The sequence below is a fragment of the Pseudomonas sp. E1BtOHC1 genome, assembly GCF_058744285.1.
In genome coordinates this window covers 3,001,630-3,024,183 of sequence record NZ_CP196023.1, presented here as the reverse complement: position 1 = coordinate 3,024,183, position 22,554 = coordinate 3,001,630, and the positions used below count along the sequence as shown (strand labels likewise).

At 62.1% G+C, this 22,554-nt stretch carries 20 protein-coding genes; 17 read left to right on the top strand and 3 right to left on the bottom strand.

From position 1 onward, the window contains the following. Positions 1-70: 70 nt before the first annotated feature. A complete protein-coding gene (locus ACSSVC_RS13990) occupies positions 71-1,480 on the top strand; it encodes an MATE family efflux transporter (RefSeq protein WP_492612420.1) in 1,410 nt (469 codons plus the stop codon). Here the strand turns inward: ACSSVC_RS13990 and tusA are convergent. Together tusA and rlmM are read right to left on the bottom strand one after the other, a co-directional pair. Continuing rightward, the gene (gene tusA / locus ACSSVC_RS13985; protein WP_047302965.1) at positions 1,477-1,728 is read right to left on the bottom strand and encodes a sulfurtransferase TusA; all 252 of its coding nucleotides are present in this window, start codon (positions 1,726-1,728) and stop codon (positions 1,477-1,479) included. The genes ACSSVC_RS13990 and tusA overlap by 4 nt on opposite strands. Positions 1,729-1,947: 219 nt before the next feature. After that, the gene (rlmM, locus tag ACSSVC_RS13980) at positions 1,948-3,021 is read right to left on the bottom strand and encodes a 23S rRNA (cytidine(2498)-2'-O)-methyltransferase RlmM (protein WP_404938868.1); all 1,074 of its coding nucleotides are present in this window, start codon (positions 3,019-3,021) and stop codon (positions 1,948-1,950) included. A gap of 208 nt (positions 3,022-3,229) precedes the next feature. On the opposite strand from rlmM, the gene acnA reads away from it, so the two are divergent. The 3 genes from acnA to ACSSVC_RS13965 all read left to right on the top strand — a co-directional run bounded on the left by acnA (position 3,230) and on the right by ACSSVC_RS13965 (position 8,724). Beyond that, positions 3,230-5,971: an aconitate hydratase AcnA gene (acnA, locus tag ACSSVC_RS13975; RefSeq protein ID WP_492612419.1), complete on the top strand. Its 2,742-nt coding sequence runs from the start codon at positions 3,230-3,232 to the stop codon at positions 5,969-5,971. Between the two features lie 178 nt (positions 5,972-6,149). Continuing rightward, positions 6,150-6,941, top strand: a complete 792-nt coding sequence (locus tag ACSSVC_RS13970) for a CPBP family intramembrane glutamic endopeptidase (protein WP_346631796.1) — start codon at positions 6,150-6,152, stop codon at positions 6,939-6,941. A gap of 217 nt (positions 6,942-7,158) precedes the next feature. After that, positions 7,159-8,724 (top strand): methyl-accepting chemotaxis protein, encoded by a 1,566-nt coding sequence (locus ACSSVC_RS13965; RefSeq protein WP_346631797.1) that lies wholly within the window; start codon positions 7,159-7,161, stop codon positions 8,722-8,724. 166 nt (positions 8,725-8,890) lie between these two features. Here the strand turns inward: ACSSVC_RS13965 and ACSSVC_RS13960 are convergent, their stop codons facing one another. Continuing rightward, entirely contained in the window at positions 8,891-9,586 is a 696-nt protein-coding gene (locus ACSSVC_RS13960) for an alpha/beta family hydrolase (protein ID WP_346631798.1), read from the bottom strand. 99 nt (positions 9,587-9,685) lie between these two features. Between ACSSVC_RS13960 and ccoN (ACSSVC_RS13955) the strand changes: the two genes are divergently transcribed. The 13 genes from ccoN (ACSSVC_RS13955) to ACSSVC_RS13895 all read left to right on the top strand — a co-directional run bounded on the left by ccoN (ACSSVC_RS13955) (position 9,686) and on the right by ACSSVC_RS13895 (position 22,453). Next, positions 9,686-11,110 carry a cytochrome-c oxidase, cbb3-type subunit I gene (gene ccoN, locus ACSSVC_RS13955; RefSeq protein WP_346631799.1) on the top strand — a complete coding sequence of 475 codons (1,425 nt, stop codon included), beginning with the start codon at positions 9,686-9,688 and terminating at the stop codon, positions 11,108-11,110. 10 nt (positions 11,111-11,120) lie between these two features. Then, positions 11,121-11,729, top strand: a complete 609-nt coding sequence (ccoO, locus tag ACSSVC_RS13950; RefSeq protein WP_123725346.1) for a cytochrome-c oxidase, cbb3-type subunit II — start codon at positions 11,121-11,123, stop codon at positions 11,727-11,729. A gap of 3 nt (positions 11,730-11,732) precedes the next feature. Continuing rightward, entirely contained in the window at positions 11,733-11,963 is a 231-nt protein-coding gene (locus ACSSVC_RS13945; RefSeq protein ID WP_123725347.1) for a cbb3-type cytochrome oxidase subunit 3, read from the top strand. Further along, the gene (ccoP, locus tag ACSSVC_RS13940) at positions 11,960-12,901 is read left to right on the top strand and encodes a cytochrome-c oxidase, cbb3-type subunit III (protein WP_123725348.1); all 942 of its coding nucleotides are present in this window, start codon (positions 11,960-11,962) and stop codon (positions 12,899-12,901) included. Before ACSSVC_RS13945 ends, ccoP (ACSSVC_RS13940) begins: the two co-directional genes overlap by 4 nt. Before the next feature lie 494 nt (positions 12,902-13,395). Beyond that, positions 13,396-14,838: a cytochrome-c oxidase, cbb3-type subunit I gene (gene ccoN, locus ACSSVC_RS13935; protein WP_159897364.1), complete on the top strand. Its 1,443-nt coding sequence runs from the start codon at positions 13,396-13,398 to the stop codon at positions 14,836-14,838. Next, positions 14,838-15,446 carry a cytochrome-c oxidase, cbb3-type subunit II gene (gene ccoO / locus ACSSVC_RS13930; RefSeq protein ID WP_011060240.1) on the top strand — a complete coding sequence of 203 codons (609 nt, stop codon included), beginning with the start codon at positions 14,838-14,840 and terminating at the stop codon, positions 15,444-15,446. The genes ccoN (ACSSVC_RS13935) and ccoO (ACSSVC_RS13930) overlap by 1 nt, the downstream gene beginning before the upstream one ends. A 5-nt stretch (positions 15,447-15,451) precedes the next feature. After that, complete coding sequence (locus ACSSVC_RS13925) at positions 15,452-15,637, top strand: CcoQ/FixQ family Cbb3-type cytochrome c oxidase assembly chaperone (protein WP_011060239.1); 186 nt, start codon at positions 15,452-15,454, stop codon at positions 15,635-15,637. Next, positions 15,634-16,611 carry a cytochrome-c oxidase, cbb3-type subunit III gene (gene ccoP / locus ACSSVC_RS13920; protein ID WP_346631801.1) on the top strand — a complete coding sequence of 326 codons (978 nt, stop codon included), beginning with the start codon at positions 15,634-15,636 and terminating at the stop codon, positions 16,609-16,611. Before ACSSVC_RS13925 ends, ccoP (ACSSVC_RS13920) begins: the two co-directional genes overlap by 4 nt. Positions 16,612-17,003: 392 nt before the next feature. Continuing rightward, positions 17,004-18,419 carry a cytochrome c oxidase accessory protein CcoG gene (gene ccoG / locus ACSSVC_RS13915; protein WP_446440188.1) on the top strand — a complete coding sequence of 472 codons (1,416 nt, stop codon included), beginning with the start codon at positions 17,004-17,006 and terminating at the stop codon, positions 18,417-18,419. 18 nt (positions 18,420-18,437) lie between these two features. After that, entirely contained in the window at positions 18,438-18,974 is a 537-nt protein-coding gene (locus tag ACSSVC_RS13910) for a FixH family protein (RefSeq protein ID WP_346631803.1), read from the top strand. Between the two features lie 100 nt (positions 18,975-19,074). Next, positions 19,075-21,525, top strand: coding sequence for a heavy metal translocating P-type ATPase (locus ACSSVC_RS13905; RefSeq protein ID WP_492612418.1), 2,451 nt, complete (start codon positions 19,075-19,077; stop codon positions 21,523-21,525). Positions 21,526-21,546: 21 nt separating this feature from the next. Then, positions 21,547-21,777, top strand: coding sequence for a cbb3-type cytochrome oxidase assembly protein CcoS (ccoS, locus tag ACSSVC_RS13900; RefSeq protein WP_346631805.1), 231 nt, complete (start codon positions 21,547-21,549; stop codon positions 21,775-21,777). Beyond that, positions 21,770-22,453 carry a sulfite exporter TauE/SafE family protein gene (locus ACSSVC_RS13895; RefSeq protein ID WP_123725831.1) on the top strand — a complete coding sequence of 228 codons (684 nt, stop codon included), beginning with the start codon at positions 21,770-21,772 and terminating at the stop codon, positions 22,451-22,453. Before ccoS ends, ACSSVC_RS13895 begins: the two co-directional genes overlap by 8 nt. Positions 22,454-22,554 lie beyond the last annotated feature (101 nt).

Sequence of the window (22,554 nt, the reverse complement as noted above, 5' to 3'; positions counted from 1 at the left end):
TTTTCCTGACCAGAGTGTCAACGCGTAGACTGTCGCGTCCCGCGCAACACACCTATGGACGCTACGCCCCGTGAATTCCGTGACCGACACCCCCCTCACCCCTGCCACCAGCCGCCCTGCCCGGGTCGGGCGCGAACTGCGCGACCTGCTGCGCCTGGCCTTGCCCATCATGATTGCCCAGGTGGCCACCACCGCCATGGGCTTTGTCGACGCCGTCATGGCCGGTCGGGTCAGTCCCCGGGATCTCGCGGCCGTAGCCCTGGGCAACTCGATCTGGATTCCGGTGTTCCTACTGATGACCGGCACTCTGCTGGCCACCACACCCAAGGTGGCGCAGCGCTTTGGTGCCGGCACGCTGCATGAGATCGGTCCGCTGGTGCGCCAGGCCTTGTGGCTGGCTGTAGTGACCGGCATCTCGGCCACGCTGATACTGATCAGCGCCGAACCGATACTGCACCTGATGAAGGTCGACCCGGAACTGATCAAACCCTGCATGGGCTATCTGCACGGCATCGCCAGCGGCCTGCCGGCAGTCGCGCTGTACTACGTGCTGCGCTGCTTGAGCGACGGACTGGGCCGCACAGTGCCGAGCATGGTCATCGGGCTTTGTGGCCTGGCCCTCAACATCCCCATCAACTACATCTTCATCTATGGTCACTTCGGCGTGCCGGCCATGGGTGGCGTCGGCTGTGGCTGGGCCACGGCGATCGTGATGTGGGTCATGATGCTGGGCATGGCCGGCTGGGTTCACTGGGCGCCGGCCTATCGCAAGATCCAGCTGTTCAACCAGTTCGACTGGCCACAATGGGCGGTGATCAAGCGTCTGGTGAGTATCGGTCTGCCCATTGGCATCGCGGTATTCGCCGAGTCGAGCATCTTCGCGGTGATTGCCCTGTTGATCGGCAGCCTGGGAGCCACAGTAGTGGCCGGACACCAGATCGCCCTCAACGTCAGCGCCCTGATGTTCATGATCCCCTACTCCCTGGCCATGGCCGTAACGGTACGGGTCGGCCAGTCTCTGGGGCGCCAGCAACCGCGCGACGCACGCTTCAGCGCCGGAGTCGGCATGGGCGCGGCACTGGCCTACGCCTGCTTGTCGGCGAGCCTGATGTACCTGCTGCGCGAACCCATCGCCTCGATCTACACCAACGACCCGATGGTGATCCAGGTGGCCTCGATGCTCATTGTGTACTCGGCGTTGTTCCAGTTTTCCGATGGCATTCAGGTCACCGCCGCCGGCGCACTGCGGGGCTATCAGGACACCCGGGTGACCATGATCCTGACCTTGTTCGCCTACTGGGGGATTGGTTTGCCGGTGGGCTACGCCCTGGGCCTGACCGATTGGTTCGGAGCGGCGCGGGGCCCGAGCGGTCTGTGGGAGGGGTTGATTGCCGGTTTGACCTGCGCAGCGCTGATGCTGTTGATCCGCCTGACACGCAGTGCGCGCAAGCAGATCCGCATCGGCCGTTCGGCGGGTTAATCGAGCTTCTTGCGAATCCAGTAGAGATAGGTGCCAGCCTCTTCCTGCTGCGCCACCAGTTCGTGATCAAGGAACACACAGAACTTGGGAATGTCGCGGCGGGTGGAGGGGTCGGTAGCGATCACTTTCAACAACCCGCCGGCGGGCAGGTCACGAATGTGCTGGTGCAGCATCATCACCGGCTCGGGGCAATTGAGACCGGTGGCGTCGAGGGTGCCGTCAACCGGCGTATCGATGATTTGACTCATGGTTCACTCCTGAAACAGGCGGCCATTGTCGCGCAATGGCGCCATCCGGTCATCTGTTGCGGTGATCCTGCGGGCGTCACCACAACACCCCGCGCCCGCAAGAGCTGGCGGGTGTAGGCGCTGGCTTGCCAGCGAAAACGTCCTCCTGGGCAACACAAGGCTCCAGGGCCCTTTCGCCGGCAAGCCGGCTCCTACGGGGCGTTGCGTGGTATGGCGGGGCTACGCCGATTTGGGCTTTTTCACATCCAGACGGCGCAGGTGGCAAGTGACTTCCTCGCGGTCGTGATACAGCTGCTTGCAGCCGATCGCCACACGAATCCCCCGCGCTTTAAAGCCCTCTTCAATCCGCTCCAGCAAACGCTTCACTTCGGCGTAACGCTGCTTCATCGGCAGTTTCAGGTTGACCACGGCCTCGCGACAATGACCCTCGCCGATCCAGGTTTCCAGAAGTGCGGCGTTGCGCGCCGGCTTCTCGACGATGTCGCAGACCATCCAGTCCACCGGCTGCCGTGGTTTGAAGGTAAAGCCGTCCGCCATCAGGTGCTGCACCAGGCCGGTGTCCATCAGGCTTTCGGCCATCGGGCCGTTATCGACGGCCGTCACCAGCATGCCGCGATTGACCAACTGCCAGGTCCAGCCGCCCGGCGCCGCGCCCAGGTCGACTCCGGTCATGTCGCTGTGCAGACGCTCGTCCCACTGATCCCGGGGGATGAAGTGATGCCAGGCCTCTTCCAGTTTCAGGGTCGAACGGCTTGGCGCTTCCCGCGGGAACTTCAACCGTGGAATGCCCATCGGCCACATGGCCGAGTTGCCGGCATCCGCCAGTCCGACAAAGACTTCACGCCCACTCTTGAAGGTCAACAGCAAGCGCGGCTTGGCGGCATCCTCCACCAGCTTGCCGGCAGCAGTCAGGGCCTTGCGCAGCGGACCTTCGAACTTCTTGCAGAAGTTCGACAGTTCCTTGCCGTCGTTGGTGTCCACCACTTCCAGCCACAGGCTGCCGCACTGGGGGAAGTGGGCCAGATGGGCGAGGATCACACTGATGCGGTCGGTTTCCGGCAGCTCGACGAAACCGCCACGGGCCCACTGCCGGGGGAAGATCAGGTCGGCAAAGTGCAGCCCCTGCATCAGGCGCTGGGTGCCGTCGTCCTCGGTACAGATGAACTCGGCGCAGGCGGTGCTGGGTTTGGCCTTGGCGTAGCCGGCAACATTCAGCCGGGCCGCGTGGTCGGCGATCTCGGAGCAGACTTCACCCTCGAAACCGGGCCGGCAATGGATAAACAGGGTGTTCATTGAATCTCCTGGGCAAATGGCGACGAATCGATGCGCAAACCTGCCCTGTAGCAAAGCCTGTCACGAAAACCGGCGCATGATAACCGAGTTCGGAACCTTGGACTGAACCCAGGAGTCCAGTGATTAGCTATAAGCCCCAAACAGAGCTAGGTTAACTCTCTGTCCGTATCACAGGCCCGTAGCCGTGCGGGCCACAAGGAGTCATTCAATGCCATCCCTCGATAGCCTGAAAACCCTTAAAACCCTAAAAGTCGACGACAAGACTTATCACTATTTCAGCCTGCCGGACGCCGCCAAGAGCCTGGGCGATATCGACGCCCTGCCCATGTCACTGAAAGTCCTGCTGGAAAACCTACTGCGCTGGGAAGACGACAAGACCGTCACCGGTGCCGACCTCAAGGCCCTCGCCGCCTGGCTCAAGGAGCGTCGCTCCGACCGGGAAATCCAGTACCGCCCCGCTCGTGTCCTGATGCAGGACTTTACCGGCGTGCCCGCCGTGGTCGACCTGGCCGCCATGCGCGCCGCCATGGCCAAGGCCGGTGGCGATCCACAACGGATCAACCCGCTGTCCCCCGTGGACCTGGTGATCGACCACTCAGTGATGGTGGACAAGTTCGCCAGCAGCAGCGCCTTCGAACAGAACGTCGACATCGAGATGCAGCGCAACGGCGAACGCTATGCCTTCCTGCGCTGGGGCCAGAGCGCCTTCGACAACTTCAGTGTGGTACCGCCGGGCACCGGCATCTGTCATCAGGTCAACCTGGAGTACCTGGGGCGCACGGTCTGGACCAAGGACGAGGACGGCCGCACCTACGCCTTCCCCGACACCCTGGTGGGCACCGATTCCCACACCACCATGATCAACGGCCTCGGCGTGCTGGGCTGGGGCGTGGGCGGGATCGAAGCAGAAGCGGCGATGCTGGGCCAGCCGGTATCCATGCTGATCCCGGAAGTCATCGGCTTCAAACTCACCGGCAAGCTCAAGGAGGGCATCACCGCCACCGATCTGGTGCTGACGGTGACCCAGATGCTGCGCAAGAAGGGCGTAGTGGGCAAGTTCGTCGAGTTTTATGGCGATGGCCTGGCCGACCTGCCCCTGGCAGACCGCGCCACCATTGCCAACATGGCCCCGGAATACGGCGCCACCTGCGGCTTCTTCCCGGTGGATGAGATCACTCTCGACTACCTGCGCCTGTCCGGGCGCCCGAGCGAACTGGTGAAACTTGTCGAGGCCTACAGCAAGGCCCAGGGCCTGTGGCGCCTGCCGGGCAAGGAGCCGGTGTTCACCGACAGCCTGGCCTTGGACATGGGCACCGTGGAAGCCAGCCTCGCCGGACCAAAACGGCCGCAGGACCGGGTTGCACTGCCCAATGTGGCCCAGGCTTTCAGTGACTTCCTCGACCTGCAGTTCAAGCCCACCAGCAAGGAAGAGGGTCGCCTGGAAAGCGAGGGCGGCGGCGGTGTCGCCGTGGGCAATGCCGATCTGGTGGGAGAAACCGACTACCAGTACGAAGGCCAGACCTACCGCCTGAAAAACGGTGCGGTGGTCATTGCCGCAATCACCTCCTGCACCAACACCTCCAACCCCAGCGTGATGATGGCGGCCGGGCTGGTGGCGAAAAAAGCTGTAGAGAAAGGCCTGCAACGCAAGCCCTGGGTCAAGAGCTCACTGGCCCCTGGCTCCAAGGTGGTCACCGACTACTACAAGGCCGCCGGGCTCACGCCTTACCTGGACCAGTTGGGCTTCGACCTGGTGGGTTATGGCTGCACCACCTGCATCGGCAACTCCGGTCCGCTACAGGAGCCGATCGAGAAAGCCATCCAGCAAGCCGACCTCACCGTGGCTTCAGTGCTGTCGGGCAACCGCAACTTCGAAGGCCGGGTGCACCCGCTGGTCAAAACCAACTGGCTGGCCTCCCCGCCCCTGGTGGTGGCCTATGCCCTGGCCGGCACAGTGCGTATCGACATCAGCAGCGAACCGCTGGGTCAAGACAAGAACGGCCAGCCGGTGTACCTGCGGGACATCTGGCCCAGCAGCAAGGAGATCGCCGAGGCTGTGGCCCAGGTCAACACGCGGATGTTCCACAAGGAATACGCCGAGGTGTTTGCCGGTGATGCCCAATGGCAAGCCATTGACGTGCCCCAGGCCGCCACCTATGTCTGGCAGGACGACTCCACCTACATCCAGCATCCCCCTTTCTTCGACGACATTGCCGGCCCCCTGCCGGAAATCAAGGACGTCAGCGGTGCCCGGGTACTGGCGCTACTGGGGGACTCAGTGACCACCGACCACATCTCTCCCGCCGGCAATATCAAGGCCGACAGCCCTGCCGGCCGTTACCTGCGGGACAAGGGCGTGGAACCCCGGGACTTCAATTCCTACGGCTCGCGTCGGGGCAATCACCAAGTGATGATGCGCGGCACCTTCGCCAACATCCGCATCCGCAACGAAATGCTCGGCGGCGAAGAAGGCGGCAATACGTTCTACATCCCCAGCGGCGAGAAAATGCCGATCTACGACGCAGCCATGAAATATCAGGCCTCGGGCACGCCGCTGGTGGTCATCGCCGGTCAGGAGTACGGCACCGGCTCCAGTCGTGACTGGGCCGCCAAGGGCACCAACCTGCTGGGGGTCAAGGCGGTGATTGCCGAAAGCTTCGAGCGTATTCACCGCTCCAATCTGGTGGGCATGGGGGTCTTGCCCTTGCAGTTCAAGCTCGACCAGAACCGCAAGAGTCTGAAACTCACCGGCAAGGAGACCCTGGACATCCTTGGCCTGAGCGATGTGGAACTGACTCCACGGATGAACCTGCCCCTGGTGATCACCCGCGAGGATGGCAGCCAGGAGAAAATCGAGGTGCTGTGCCGCATCGATACCTTGAACGAAGTCGAGTACTTCAAGTCTGGAGGGATCCTGCACTACGTGTTGCGACAGCTGATTGCATCCTGATCCGCTACGAAACCAGACACCGCCTTAGGGCGGTGTTTTTCGTCGGGCTGTCGTACAAAACTCAGCTGGTTATACTTGCCGCCCGCCGAAGCTGACTCACCGGTCGCAATGGCTACTACAGATCCGGCGCTGAACAACGTTTCTGCAACACCCCTTTCTTTTGCAACAAGGATTCCACATGACCGCTTTGCCATGGATGTATCTGGCACTCCTTTCTATTGGCTACGCACTGGCTCTGAGCTACGGGCAACTGGGACTGCTGGCCGCCCTCTCGATCTTCCTGCTGCTCTGCGCCGGATTCGCCGTACGCCAGCAACGCAGCCGCATCGGCCAATACCTGGGCCACGGCCTGTTCGTGGTGATCGCCCTGGCCCTGGCCATGCACTGGCTGCCAGGCTTTTACAACGGCCGGGCCATTGATCCGCAGCGTTTTACCGACGACGCCGTGCCCTTCTCCATGTACCTGAATCAGGACAAACCGCTGATCGGCTTCTGGCTGCTGCTGGTCTGCCCCTGGATCGTCGGTCGGCGCTCGCTGCGCCTGTCGCTCTACGCCACGGTGCTGGCCCTGGCGGTGTGCGCAGTCGCCGCATTGGGTGGCGCATTGCTGCTGGGAATCATCAGTTGGGCGCCGAAATGGCCGGATCAGGCCTGGTTGTGGGTATTGAACAATCTGCTGCTGGTGACCCTGGTGGAGGAAGCGCTGTTCCGTGGTTACATCCAGGGCGGCCTGGGCCGGAGGTTCAAGGCCCTTCCCTATGGCGAGAACCTGGCACTGCTGTGTGCGGCCCTGCTATTCGGCCTGGTACACCTGGGTGCTGGCTGGCAATGGACCCTACTGGCGGCCATCGCCGGGGTCGGCTACGGTCTGGCCTATCGCTTTGGTGGCCTGGGTGCGGCAATCGCCACTCACTTTGCTCTCAATCTGCTGCATTTCGGCTTGTTCACCTATCCGATGCTCGCCGGATAACCCAGCGAAAAGTTGTCAAAACCAGTACTTCAGGACAATTGACTATCAAGGAAGAAGGTCAATGATTAGCGCCTCGCCAAAGCCACCGGAACCTCGGTGGCGCATTTTGCAAGCGACAGCTTCTGCCAATGAGACCCAGCGCCGATTATTGAAAAATAATTTCAATAATCGGCTGAAGCGGCCGACAACCCATCAAAGCCTTGCGGATTGAAAAACCATGCGTAATAACCAGCCTGTCACTCAGCGCGAACGTACCTTCCCGGCTCAACAACGGTTGATTTCCACCACCGACGCCAAAGGCGTGATCACCTACTGCAACGATGCTTTTGTCGAGATCAGTGGGTTCTCCCGTGAAGAACTGGTTCGCGCGCCGCACAACCTGGTCCGTCACCCTGATGTACCCGCGGCAGTGTTCGCGCACATGTGGGGCACCTTGAAACAAGGCTTGCCATGGATGGGCATCGTCAAGAACCGCTGCAAGACCGGCGACCACTACTGGGTCAACGCCTATGTGACACCAGTGTTCGAAGGCAACCAGGTGGTGGGCTACGAATCGGTACGGGTCAAGCCCACCGCCGAACAGGTGCGCCGCGCCGAAGCCCTCTATCAGCGCATCAACCAGGGCAAGTCGGCCATTCCCAAGCGTGACAAGTGGTTGCCGATCCTTCAGGACTGGCTGCCGTTCATTCTGGTCAGCCAACTGAGCTTCATGATCGGCGCCTGGCTCAACTCCCACTGGGGCTTTGCCCTGGCCGCAGCCCTCTCGGTGCCGCTGGGCCTGTTGGGCCTGAGCTGGCAGCAACGAGGCCTCAAGCGCCTGCTGCGCCTGGCCGAACAAACCACTTCCGACCCACTGATCGCCCAGATGTACACCGACAGCCGTGGCGCCCAGGCGCGCCTGGAAATGTCGATCTTGAGCCAGGAAGCCCGCCTAAAGACTTGCCTGACCCGCTTGCAGGACACTGCGGAGCACCTCAACGAACAGGCCCGACAGTCCGACACCCTGGCCCACAACAGCTCCAGCGGCCTGGAACGTCAGCGGGTCGAGACCGAGCAGGTGGCCACAGCGGTCAACCAGATGGCCGCCACCACCCAGGAAGTGGCCAGTCACGTACAACGCACCGCTGACGCTACCCAGGAGGCCAATCGTCTCACCGGTCGCGGCCGGGATATCGCCGGGGAAACCCGCGAAGCCATCCAGCGCCTGTCGGTGGTGGTGGGCGAAACCGGCCTGACCGTGACCCAACTGGCCAAGGACAGCGACGAGATCGGCGGCGTAGTGGATGTGATCAAGGGCATCGCCGACCAGACCAACCTGCTGGCCTTGAACGCCGCCATCGAAGCGGCGCGCGCTGGGGAAATGGGCCGCGGCTTTGCCGTGGTCGCCGATGAAGTGCGCCAGCTGGCGCAACGCACCAGCGAGTCCACCGGACAGATCCACACCCTGATCGCCAAGCTGCAACAAACCGCCGCCACCGCAGTGCAAACCATGGATGCCGGTCACCGTCAGGCCGAAGAAGGCGTGGCCCGGGTGCTGGAAGCCGACCAGGCGCTGGTGGGCATCAGTGAAGCGGTGGCCAACATCACCGACATGACCACCCAGATCGCTGCAGCCACCGAAGAGCAAAGCTCGGTGGCCGAAGAAATCAGCCGCAACATCAGCACCATCGCGCAACTGGCGGACCAGACTTCGGAGCAGGCCCAGCACTCGGCCGAACTCAGCGAAGCCCTGACCCGCACGGCGCACACGCAGTACTCGCTGGTGGAGCGCTTCAACCGCTGAGTCCCTGGACTGGCGACAAAAAACCGGAAGCCAAGGCTTCCGGTTTTTTTATGCCCGCAAACCCGCCCAACAAATGTTGGAGCGAGCTTGCTCGCGATAAATCTTCACCGCGATACAAGTTCGAGGACCGAGTGAACGCTTCGCGAGCCAGCTCGCTCCTACAGGATCAGGTCGGCGCTTGCAGGAACGCAGCGACCTTGGTCGCCGCGGACTCCAGGTGCTGCTCGTGGGTGAAACCGGAAGCCTTCAGGGGCTTGAGATCGTGATCAGCGGCCGTCAGCCAGTGCAACTCGATAGCAGGTGCCAGTGAGTAGGCTTCGACCGCCTGGCGATTACCCAGGGCGTCACGCTCGCCCTGCACGATCAGGGTCGGCGTCACCAGTTCGGCCAGGTGCGCCACTCGCGGCTTCTCCGGCTTGCCGGCGGCATAGAAGGGATAGCCCAGGCACACCAGGGCATCGGCAGCCAGCTCATCGGCCAACAAGCTGGCCATCCGCCCGCCCATGGACTTGCCGCCCACCGCCAAAACCCCAGTGACATAAGGTCGCACCAAGGCATGCACCTCGCGCCAGCACTCCAGAAGCTTGGGTGCCGGGTTGGGCGGTCGCTTGCCACCGTCCAGGCGCCGCTGGGCCATGTAGGGAAACTCGAAGCGCAAGACGTTCACCCCATGCCCGGCAAGGCGTGCAGCGATGTCGCTCATGAACCCGCTGTCCATTGGCGCGCCGGCACCGTGGGCCAGGATCAGGGTCGGTGCCTGCAACGGGTCGGCAACAGCGGCGACCTCCCATAACCAGCCCCGCTCGCGCACGCACTGCGCCCATTGATCCCCGTCAATACTGGCCTTGTGCTCATTGCTCATGCTTGCCTCGCTTTTAGTCTGCCTATAACTCCAGACGAAGTGAGCGCGCCTTGCCGTGCGCAGTCGCTTTCACTTCAGCTGAACCGTGGATGGGGAACCATGAACACTTCTATCAGTACCGCCTACAACTACAAGGTGGTCCGCCAATTCGCCATTATGACGGTGGTGTGGGGCATCGTCGGCATGGGGCTCGGGGTTTTTCTCGCTGCCCAGTTGGTCTGGCCCGAACTCAACTTCGATCTACCGTGGACCAGCTTCGGCCGTCTACGTCCGCTGCACACCAACGCAGTGATCTTCGCCTTTGGCGGCTGCGCACTGTTTGCCAGCTCGTTCTACTCGGTGCAACGCACCTGTCAGACCCAGTTGTTCGCGCCGAAAATCGCCGCGTTCTGCTTCTGGGGCTGGCAGCTGGTCATCCTCTTGGCGGCTATCAGCCTGCCACTGGGCTACACCAGCTCCAAGGAATACGCTGAACTGGAATGGCCGATCGATATCCTGATCACAATTGTCTGGGTGGCCTACGCCATCGTGTTCTTCGGCACCCTGGTGAAGCGCAAGACCAAACACATTTATGTGGGTAACTGGTTCTTCGGCGCCTTCATCATCACCGTGGCCATCCTGCACATCGTCAACAACCTGGAACTGCCGGTCAGCTTCACCAAGTCCTACTCGGTGTATGCCGGTGCGACCGATGCGATGGTGCAATGGTGGTACGGCCACAACGCCGTGGGCTTCTTCCTGACCGCGGGCTTCCTGGGGATGATGTACTACTTCGTACCCAAGCAGGCCGAGCGTCCGGTTTACTCCTATCGCTTGTCCATCGTGCACTTCTGGGCACTGATCACCCTGTACATCTGGGCCGGTCCGCACCACCTGCACTACACCGCTCTGCCGGACTGGGCACAATCCCTGGGGATGGTGATGTCCCTGGTACTGCTGGCGCCAAGCTGGGGCGGCATGATCAACGGGATGATGACCCTCTCGGGCGCTTGGCATAAGTTGCGCAGCGACCCGATTCTGCGCTTCCTGGTTGTGTCGCTGGCGTTCTACGGCATGTCGACCTTCGAAGGTCCGATGATGGCGATCAAGACCGTCAACGCCCTCTCCCACTACACCGACTGGACCATCGGCCACGTACACGCCGGCGCTCTGGGCTGGGTGGCGATGATCTCCATTGGCGCGCTGTACCACCTGATCCCGAAAGTCTTCGGTCGCGAGCAGATGTACAGCGTCGGCCTGATCAACACCCACTTCTGGCTCGCCACCATCGGTACCGTGCTCTACATCGCTTCGATGTGGGTCAACGGCATCGCCCAGGGCCTGATGTGGCGTGCAGTCAACGAAGACGGCACCCTGACCTACTCGTTCGTCGAAACCCTGGTGGCCAGCCACCCAGGCTTCATCGTGCGACTGGTGGGTGGTGCGATCTTCCTCAGCGGCATGTTCCTGATGGCCTACAACACCTGGCGCACCGTACGTGCCGCCGTGCCAGCCGAAGTCAACGCCGCTGCGCAGATGGCCTGAGGAGTCCGCCATGAAACACGAAACGATTGAAAAAAACGTCGGCCTGCTGATGCTGCTGATGGTCTTCGCGGTGAGCATCGGCGGTCTGACCCAGATCGTCCCGCTGTTCTTCCAGGACGTCACCAACAAGCCGGTGGAAGGCATGAAGCCCTACACCGCCCTGCAACTGGAAGGCCGTGACATCTACATCCGCGAAGGCTGCGTACAGTGCCACTCGCAGATGATCCGTCCGTTCCGCGCTGAAACCGAACGCTATGGTCACTACTCGGTGGCCGGTGAAAGCGTCTGGGACCACCCGTTCCTGTGGGGTTCCAAGCGTACCGGTCCGGACCTGGCCCGTGTCGGCGGCCGCTACTCCGATGACTGGCACCGTGCGCACTTGTACAACCCGCGCAACGTCGTGCCCGAGTCGAAGATGCCGGCCTACCCGTGGCTGGTAACAGCACCGGTGGACAGCAGCCATACCGAAACCAAGCTCAAGGTCATGCGCACCCTCGGCGTGCCCTACACCGACGACGACATCGCCGGGGCCACCGCCTCGCTCAAGGGCAAGACCGAGATGGACGCCCTGGTGTCCTACCTGCAAGTGCTTGGCACTGCGATCAAGAGCAAGAGGTGAGCCATGGGTTTTGAACTCGATAGCGGCATGATCCGCGGGCTCGGGACCCTGGTGGTGATGATCGCCTTCATCGGCCTGTCGATCTGGGTATTCAACGCCAAACGCAACCCCGAGTTTGCCCAGGCACGCCTGCTGCCCTTCGCCGACGATCCGGCGCCGGGCGCGGCGCACGCCGGCCATTCATCTGATGACGCTCAACCTCAAGAGCCTGCGACAAGGAGCATTCGGCCATGACCACCTTCTGGAGTACGTGGATCTGCGTACTGACCATCGGCAGCCTGATCGGCCTGACCTGGCTGCTGGTCGGCACCCGCAAGGGTGAAACCAAGGGCAGCGTGGACCAGACCATGGGCCACGCTTTCGATGGCATCGAGGAGTACGACAACCCCCTGCCGCAATGGTGGTTCCTATTGTTCGCCGGGACCCTGGTGTTTTCCGTGGGCTACCTGATCCTCTACCCGGGTCTGGGCAACTGGAAAGGCATCCTGCCGGGCTATGAAGACGGCTGGACCCAGACCAAGGAATGGGAAAAGGAAATGGCCAAGGCGGACGTGAAATTTGGGCCGATCTTCGCCAAATTCGCTGCCATGCCCGTGGAAGAAGTGGCCAAGGACCCACAAGCACTGAAGATGGGTGGACGCCTGTTCGCTTCCAACTGCTCGGTGTGCCACGGCTCTGACGCCAAGGGTGCTTTCGGCTTCCCCAACCTGGCGGACGACAACTGGCGGTGGGGCGGCAGCGCTGACACCATCAAGGCCACCATCATGGGCGGCCGCATGGCGGCCATGCCGGCCTGGGGTGAAGTGCTCAAGGAAAACGGGGTGAAGAACGTTGCGGCCTATGTTCGTCATGAACTGGCCGGCCTGCCTCTGCCTGCAGACAGCGATGCTGACCTGCTGGCCGGACAGCAAGCATTCAGCACCACCTGCGTAGCCTGCCACGGCGCCAACGGCAAGGGCACCGAGATCATGGGCGCGCCCGATCTGACCCAGCCTGCCGGCTTCATCTACGGCACCAGCCTGGCGCAACTGCAACAGACCATCCGCCACGGTCGCCAGGGCCATATGCCGGCGCAGAGCGAACTGCTCGGCAATGACAAGGTGCAACTGCTGGCCGCCTACGTGTACAGCCTCTCCCACGGCAACAAGCAACAAGCCGCAAACGACCAGTAAGGCAACATCCGCAGGCTGCAGGTTTTCAACTTGCAGCCTGTCACTTGAAGTTCCCCCTGCCTCTTTGCGACCAAGTGTCGCACCCCTCTCCCCCGCCGCGTTTGCACTGATCCGAATCAGGTCTAAGCTTGCCCCGAAGCGCACTGGCAATGACCGGTCACAGGCCATCGGTATCCTAGACGTTCGAAGCTTTCGCTCGATGACAGGCCGCAAAGGCTGGTTTATACCGGCTGTCGACTGGCTTACCGCCTGTCAGCTGATCCGCGGGCTTCCACACACCCGGTTACATCTGACCTGACACCCCGAGTTTTTTGTCCACTGCGACATTTTGTCCGAGGGCATTTTTTGTCCCTACTCGGCATAGGGAAAGGCCGCAGAATCAGGCATGGAACGCATTGACCCAGGTCATGGCGCGTTGCAATGACCCCCTGCTTTCTCCATACTTGCGGCCGATTTTTATCCCTAATAAAACACCCAAACCGTGGAACCTTAGAATGAGCACAGCAATCAGTCCGACTGCTTATAACTATAAGGTAGTCCGCCAGTTCGCCATCATGACGGTGGTCTGGGGGATCCTTGGCATGGGGCTCGGTGTCTTCATCGCCTCGCAACTGGTCTGGCCGGAGTTGAACTTCGGTCTGCCATGGACGACCTTTGGACGCCTGCGCCCGCTGCACACCAACCTGGTGATCTTCGCCTTCGGTGGATGTGCATTGTTTGCCACCTCTTACTATGTCGTGCAGCGAACCTGCCAGACGCGACTGATTTCCGACAGCCTTGCGGCCTTCACCTTCTGGGGTTGGCAAGCGGTGATCGTCGGTGCGATCGTGACCCTGCCACTGGGTTACACCACCACCAAGGAATACGCCGAACTGGAATGGCCTCTGGCTATCCTGCTGGCGATCGTCTGGGTCACCTACGGCCTGGTGTTCTTTGGCACCATCACCAAGCGCAAGACCAAGCACATCTACGTCGGTAACTGGTTCTACGGTGCCTTCATCGTGGTGACCGCGATGCTGCACATCGTCAACCACGCCTCCCTGCCGGTCAGCTTCTTCAAGTCCTACTCGGCCTATGCCGGTGCGACTGACGCCATGATCCAGTGGTGGTATGGCCACAACGCCGTGGGCTTCTTCCTGACCACCGGCTTCCTGGGGATGATGTACTACTTCGTACCCAAGCAGGCCGAGCGTCCGATCTACTCCTATCGCCTGTCCATCGTGCACTTCTGGGCGCTGATCACCCTGTACATCTGGGCCGGTCCGCACCACCTGCATTACACCGCTCTGCCGGACTGGGCCCAGTCCCTGGGCATGGCCATGTCGATCATCCTGCTGGCACCCAGCTGGGGCGGCATGATCAACGGCATGATGACCCTGTCGGGCGCCTGGCATAAGCTGCGCACCGACCCGATCCTGCGCTTTTTGGTGGTATCCCTGGCGTTCTACGGCATGTCGACCTTCGAAGGTCCGATGATGGCGATCAAGACCGTCAACTCGCTCTCGCACTACACCGACTGGACCATCGGCCACGTACACGCCGGCGCTCTGGGCTGGGTAGCGATGATCTCCATCGGCGCTCTGTATCACCTGATTCCGAAAGTCTTCGGTCGTCAGCAGATGCACAGCACCGGCCTGATCAACACCCACTTCTGGCTGGCTACCATCGGTACCGTGCTCTACATCGCCTCGATGTGGGTCAACGGTATTACCCAGGGTCTGATGTGGCGTGCAATCAACGATGACGGCACCCTCACCTACTCCTTCGTCGAAGCACTGCAAGCCAGCCACCCGGGCTTTATCGTCCGTGCTCTGGGCGGTGCGTTCTTCGCCACCGGCATGCTGATCATGGCGTACAACGTGTTCCGTACCGTTCGCGCCTCGAACCCGGCTGAAGCTGAAGCCGCCGCTCAGATCGCTGTAGTTGGAGCTCACTGATGAAGCACGAAGTAGTCGAGAAGAATATTGGCCTACTGGCCTTCTTCATGGTCATCGCCGTCAGCATCGGCGGCCTGACCCAGATCGTCCCGCTGTTCTTCCAGGACGTCACCAACAAGCCGGTGGAAGGCATGAAGCCGCGCACCGCACTGGAACTGGAAGGCCGCGACGTGTACATCGCCAACGGCTGTGTCGGCTGCCACTCGCAGATGATCCGTCCGTTCCGTGCTGAAACCGAACGCTACGGTCACTACTCGGTGGCCGGCGAAAGCGTCTGGGACCACCCGTTCCTGTGGGGTTCCAAGCGTACCGGCCCGGACCTGGCCCGTGTCGGCGGCCGCTACTCCGATGACTGGCAGCGTGCGCACCTGTACAACCCGCGCAACGTTGTTCCCGAGTCGAAGATGCCGGCTTATCCGTTCCTCGTAGAAAACAAGCTCGACGGCAAAGACACCGCGAAGAAAATGGAAGTCTTGCGCACGCTCGGCGTCCCTTACACCGACGAAGACATCGCCGGTGCCAAGGATGCCGTGAAGGGCAAAACCGAAATGGACGCGCTGGTGGCCTATCTGCAAGGCCTGGGCACCATCATCAAAAGCAAACGGTGATCTAGATGGATATCGGGATGATTCGTGGCCTGGGCACCCTTGTTGTGATGGTGGCCTTCATCGGCTTGGCGCTCTGGGTGTTCAGCCCCAAGCGCAAGTCCGAGTTTGAAGACGCGACCTTGCTGCCGTTCGCGGATGATCCCGACGCCATCAAGCACGTCGAGCAAGCTTCTAGGAGTAACAAAGAATGACTACGTTCTGGAGTCTGTACGTCACAGTCCTCAGTCTGGGTACCATCTTCGCCCTGACCTGGCTGCTGCTGTCGACCCGCAAGGGCCAGCGCACCGAGCAGACCGACGAGACGGTCGGCCACTCCTTCGACGGGATCGAGGAGTACGACAACCCCCTGCCGAAGTGGTGGTTCATGCTGTTCGTCGGCACCATCGTCTTCGCCCTGGGTTACCTGGTGCTGTACCCGGGCCTGGGCAACTGGAAAGGCGTCCTGCCTGGCTACAACTACCTCGATAACGAGAAGCAGACCCCGTTCGCCAACGGCCAGTCCGGCTGGACCGGCGTGCATGAGTGGGAAAAGGAAATGGCCAAGTCGGACGCCAAGTTCGGTCCGATCTTCGCCAAATACGCCGCCATGCCTATCGAAGAAGTGGCCAAGGACCCGCAAGCCCTGAAAATGGGCGGTCGCCTGTTCGCTTCCAACTGCTCGGTCTGCCACGGTTCCGACGCCAAGGGCGCCTATGGCTTCCCCAACCTGACCGACGCCGACTGGCGCTGGGGCGGCGAGCCGGAAACCATCAAGGCCACCATCATGGGCGGTCGCCACGCGGTGATGCCCGCCTGGGTGGACGTGATCAAGGAACAGGGCGTCAGTGACGTTGCCGCTTATGTCCTGACCAACCTCGACGGCCGCAAACTGCCGGAAGGCATCAAGGCCGACCCGGTCAATGGCCAGAAGCTGTTCGCCGCCAACTGCGCGGTCTGCCACGGTCCGGAAGGCAAAGGCACCCCAGCCATGGGCGCCCCGAACCTGACTCACCCGGCAGCGTTCATCTACGGCTCGAGCTTCGCCCAACTGCAGCAGACCATTCGTCACGGCCGTCAGGGCGTGATGCCTGCTCAGGAACAACTGCAAGGCAATGACAAGGTTCACCTGCTGGCGGCTTATGTCTACAGCCTGTCCCACGGTGACAAGAAGGCCGACGCCGAGTAAGAGCGACGACTGAAAGCAACACTCAACGGCCCCGCCAATCAGCATTGGCGGGGCCGTTTTGTTTGCGCCTTACATCGGCTGAGCTCGACGGTGGATCACCCTTCGCGGCAACCCGGCAGTAACGTTTCTACAATATGGAGGACTTCGAGGCCTGCTGCGTAGGCCTGATCAACCCATGGAAGAATTGAACGGCGCGCCGTGCAAAACGGTCCATAATCCACAAGTCAATTGATTCAAGTCATTACACCATCAGTTGATTTCCCCCAACGCGACCAAAGGTCGCACCCTTGCGCTAGAGCTACAGGCGTATCATTGCGCCACTGCAACACCCCTTTTGACCCCGGCCGGCATGTACTGGCCGAGGCATTTTTCCACTGCCGTGGGATGCAATGATGAGCAACCAGATTCCCGTACAAGACGTTACCCCGCCTGCCAAAAACGCGACCAACAGCGTCGACCTCTACGCCTCCAGGGAAAAAATCTACACCCGCGCCTTCACTGGCCTGTTCCGTAACCTGCGCATACTGGGCGGCGCCGGATTATTCCTGCTGTACTTCGGCACCGTGTGGCTCAACTGGGGTGGCCACCAGGCTGTCTGGTGGAACCTGCCGGAACGTAAATTCTTCATCTTTGGCGCCACGTTCTGGCCCCAGGACTTCATCCTGCTCTCGGGCCTGTTGATCATTGCCGCTTTCGGCCTGTTCTTCATCACCGTCTATGCCGGACGTGTCTGGTGCGGCTACACCTGCCCGCAGAGCGTCTGGACCTGGATCTTCATGTGGTGCGAAAAAGTCACCGAAGGCGATCGCAACCAGCGCATCAAGCTGGACAAGGCGCCCATGAGCGCCAACAAGTTCCTGCGCAAGCTCAGCAAGCACAGCCTCTGGCTACTGATCGGTTTCGTCACTGGCATGACCTTCGTCGGCTACTTCTCGCCCATCCGCGAACTGGTCATCGACTTCTTCACTGGCCAGGCCGATGGCTGGTCGTACTTCTGGGTGGGCTTCTTCACCCTGGCCACCTACGGCAACGCCGGCTGGTTGCGCGAGCAAGTGTGCATCTACATGTGCCCCTATGCGCGCTTCCAGAGCGTGATGTTCGACAAGGACACCCTGATCGTTTCCTATGACCCACGCCGTGGCGAAAGCCGTGGCCCACGCAAGAAAGGCGCCGACTACAAGGCCCAGGGCCTGGGCGACTGCATCGATTGCACCATGTGTGTCCAGGTCTGCCCCACCGGCATCGACATCCGTGATGGCCTGCAGATCGAATGTATCGGCTGCGCCGCCTGTATCGACGCCTGTGACAGCATCATGGACAAGATGGAGTACCCCCGCGGGCTCATCAGCTACACCACCGAACACAACCTCTCCGGACAGAAAACCCATAAACTGCGTCCGCGCCTGATCGGTTACGCCCTGGTGTTGCTGGCCATGATCAGCCTGCTGGTCACCGCGTTCTTCATGCGTTCACTGGTGGGCTTCGATGTCAGCAAGGACCGGGTGCTGTACCGCGAAAACTCAGAAGGCCGGATCGAAAACGTCTATAGCCTGAAGATCATGAACAAGGACCAGCGCGACCACACCTACGTGCTCGATGCCGCTGGCCTGCCGGACCTGAAGCTGCAGGGCAAGCGCGAGATCCATGTGGTGGCCGGCGATATCGTCAGCATGCCAGTGGAACTGTCCATCGCTCCAGAGCAACTGCCATCGACCACCAACGAGGTGAAATTCATCCTCAAGGATGCCGACGATGACAGCGTCCACGTTGAAGCCAAGAGCCGGTTCATCGGCCCACAAATTCGTTAAGAGCCAAGAGAAGTGATCATGCCCGCAGCTACCACCACCAGCCCCTGGTACAAACACCTCTGGCCCTGGATCATCATCGGCATCCTCGCCTGCTCGGTGACCCTGACCCTGTCCATGGTGACCATTGCCGTGAACAACCCGGACAACCTGGTGAACGACAACTACTACGAGGCCGGCAAGGGCATCAACCGCTCCCTGGACCGCGAGTTGCTGGCCCAGACGCTGAAGATGCGCGCCAACGTGCACCTCGACGAACTGACCGGCGAAGTGGAGCTGCGCCTGAGCGGTAACAGCCAGCCCAAGACCCTGGAGCTGAACCTGATCTCGCCGACCCAGCCGGAGAAAGATCGCAAGATCAACCTCACCCGCAGCGAAACCGAACAAGGTCGCTACATTGGCCAGTTGACCGATCAGGTCGAAGGCCGGCGCTTCGTCGAACTGCTGGGAGTCGAAGGCGACAAGACCTGGCGCATGTTCGAAGAGGAACAAGTCAGTCACGACAAGGACCTGCTGCTGGGCGATGAGCCGCTGCAAGGGGCGGAAGACCTGAACTGATCAACACCTGTCGTCCATCGCCGGCGCGCCGCCTTTGCCCTCACCCGGGTTGCAGGCGACTTGCCGGCGATGAGTTTTTCCCCGACCACAAAGACCGCCGATGACCACGCCACTGCCTTGCTACCACTGCGCCCTGCCGGTTCCCACCGGCAGCCGGTTCACCGCCGTCGTGCTCGGCGAATCCCGGGAGTTCTGCTGCCCGGGTTGCCAGGCGGTCGCCGAGGCCATTGTCGCTGGCGGCCTGGAGCATTACTACAGCCACCGCAGTGAAGCCTCGGCCAACCCCGAAGCCTTGCCTGTGCAGTTGCTGGATGAGTTGGCGCTATACGATCGTGCCGACGTGCAACAACCCTTTGTCCGCCACGAAGGCGAGCTGGCGGAAACCACTCTGCTGATGGAAGGCATCAGTTGCGCCGCCTGTGGCTGGCTGATCGAAAAGCATCTGCGCAGCCTGCCGGCAGTGGTCGAGGCCCGCCTCAACCTTTCCAACCACCGCCTGCATGTGCGCTGGGCCGATAGCCAGCTCCCGCTGAGCCAAGTCCTTAGCGAGCTACGACACATCGGCTACGCTGCCCACCCCTATCAACCGGACCGCGCCTCTGAACAACTGGCCAGCGAGAACCGCCTGGCGCTGCGCCAGCTGGGGGTCGCCGGGTTACTGTGGTTCCAAGCGATGATGGCAACCATGGCCACCTGGCCGGAATTCAATATCGACCTGAGCCCGGAGCTGCACACCATCCTGCGCTGGGTTGCGCTTTTCCTCACCACCCCCATCGTGTTCTACAGCTGTGCACCTTTCTTCAAGGGCGCCATGCGCGACTTGCGCACCCGTCACTTGACCATGGATGTTTCGGTGTCCCTGGCCATCGGCGGAGCCTATCTGGCCGGGATCTGGACTGCCATCAGCGGCGTCGGCGAGCTGTATTTTGACGCCGTGGGCATGTTCGCCCTGTTTCTGCTGGCCGGACGCTACCTGGAACGCCGGGCCCGGGAACGCACTGCAGCAGCCACCGCACAACTGGTCAACCTGCTGCCAGCCTCCTGCCTGCGCCTGAGCGAAGACGGCCAGAGCGAACGCATCCTGCTCACTGAGCTGCGCCTGGGGGACCGGGTGCTGGTGCATCCCGGCGCGGTACTGCCGGCGGATGGCAAGATCCTTGACGGCCAATCGAGCATCGACGAGTCCCTGCTCACTGGCGAGTACCTACCCCAGCCCCGCAGTCAGGGCGACATGGTCACCGCAGGCACGCTGAACGTCGAAGGTGCATTGACGGTGGAAGTCCAGGCCCTGGGCCAGGACACCCGGCTGTCAGCCATCGTGCGCCTGCTGGACCGGGCTCAGGCAGAGAAACCTCGACTCGCGGAGGTCGCCGACCGCGCGGCCCAGTGGTTCCTGCTGTTCTCGTTGATCGCCGCTGCGGCCATCGGCCTGCTGTGGTGGCAACTGGACGCCTCGCGCGCCTTCTGGATCGTCCTGGCCATGCTGGTTGCCACCTGCCCTTGCGCGCTGTCCCTGGCCACTCCAACGGCCTTGACCGCCGCCACCGGCACCCTGCACAAGCTCGGCCTGCTGCTGACCCGCGGCCATGTGCTCGAAGGCCTGAACCAGATCGACACGGTGATTTTCGACAAGACCGGCACCCTCACCGAAGGACGCTTGGCACTGCGCGCCATTCGCCCCCTGGGTTGCGTGACCAGCGATGACTGCCTGAGCCTGGCGGCGGCCCTGGAGAACCGCTCCGAGCACCCTATCGCTCGGGCTTTTGGCCGCGCCCCAGTGGCGGCCGAAGAGGTCACCAGCAGCCCGGGACTGGGCCTGGAAGGTCTGGTGGGCACACAGCGCTTGCGCATCGGCCAGCCGGCATTCGTCTGCGAACTCAGCGGCTGCCCGGTGCCCTCGATGCCTGATGAAGCCGGCCAGTGGTTGTTGTTGGGTGACAGCCTGGGCGCCCTCGCCTGGCTGGTGCTCGATGACCGGCTGCGCAGCGACGCCCCAGCCCTCCTGGCCACCTGCAAGGCTCGCGGCTGGCATACCTTGCTGCTTTCCGGGGACAGCTCACCGATGGTGGCCAGCGTCGCCGCCGAACTGCAGATCGACGAAGCCCGTGGCGGCCTACGCCCGGATGACAAGCTGCAGGTACTGCAACAGCTGCATCAACAGGGCCGCAAAGTGCTGATGCTCGGCGACGGGGTCAACGATGTGCCGGTACTAGCCGCCGCCGACATCAGCGTGGCCATGGGTTCGGCCACTGACCTGGCCAAGACCAGCGCCGATGCAGTGCTCCTGTCCAACCGCCTGGACGCACTGGTGCAGGCCTTCAGCCTGGCCCGTCGGACCCGCCGGGTAATCATCGAGAACCTGCTCTGGGCCGGGCTGTACAATGGCCTGATGCTGCCGTTCGCCGCCCTGGGCTGGATCACTCCGGTCTGGGCTGCGGTCGGCATGTCCATCAGTTCCCTGACCGTGGTGCTCAATGCCCTGCGCCTGACCCGCATGCCGCGGTCAGCCGACAGCGCCGGCGCCCCCGAAACCCGCCTGTTGCCGGCCTGAGCCGCCGGGCCTGGAGTCCAGATGCCAGCTCTTTATGTGATGATTCCGGCCGCCCTGCTGATCGTGGCCATCGCCATCTACATCTTCTTCTGGGCCGTCGACAGCGGTCAGTACGACGACCTCGACGGCCCGGCCCACAGCATCCTATTCGACGATCAGGACCCTAGCCACACCGCAGCGGTGGACGAAGCCAAGGGCCAGACAGACAACGACGCCGAGCCGGTCAAGAAAGCGGAACCACCCCATGCTTGAGCTGGCTCCCCTACTGGTTTCGGCGGTGATCCTTGGCTTGCTGGGTGGAGGGCATTGCCTGGGCATGTGCGGCGGGCTGATGGGCGCTCTGACCCTGGCCATTCCCCAGGACCAACGCAGCCGGCGTTTCCGACTGTTACTGGCCTACAACCTCGGGCGCATCCTCAGTTATGCCCTGGCCGGCCTGCTGCTGGGTCTGGCTGGCTGGGCCGTGGCCAGCAGTCCGGTGGCGCTGTTCATGCGGGTACTGGCTGGCTTGTTGTTGATCGCCATGGGCCTGTACCTGGCCGGCTGGTGGAGCGGCCTGACCCGTATCGAAGGCCTTGGACGGGGCCTGTGGCGGCATATCCAGCCAGTCGCCAACCGCCTGCTGCCGGTTTCCAGCCTGCCTCGCGCACTGCTCCTGGGTGCGCTCTGGGGCTGGCTGCCTTGCGGTTTGGTGTACAGCACCCTGCTGTGGTCGGCGAGCCAGGGCAACGCCCTGGATAGCGCTCTGCTGATGCTGGCGTTCGGCCTCGGCACCTGGCCTGTGCTGTTGGCCACTGGTCTTGCGGCGGAACGGGTTACCGCCCTGCTGCGCCGTCGCAGCGTGCGCATGGCCGGAGGACTGTTGGTCATGCTGTTCGGCATCTGGACCCTGCCGGGGCCTCATCAGCACTGGCTGATGGGCCACTGATCCCTGGAAAGGGCCCGGCTACAGGGCTTGTACGCCCCGTCGGCGCTACCTCAGCGGCTCCCGAACACCCTTGATACAAATCAAGATGGCCGCAGCCCTAA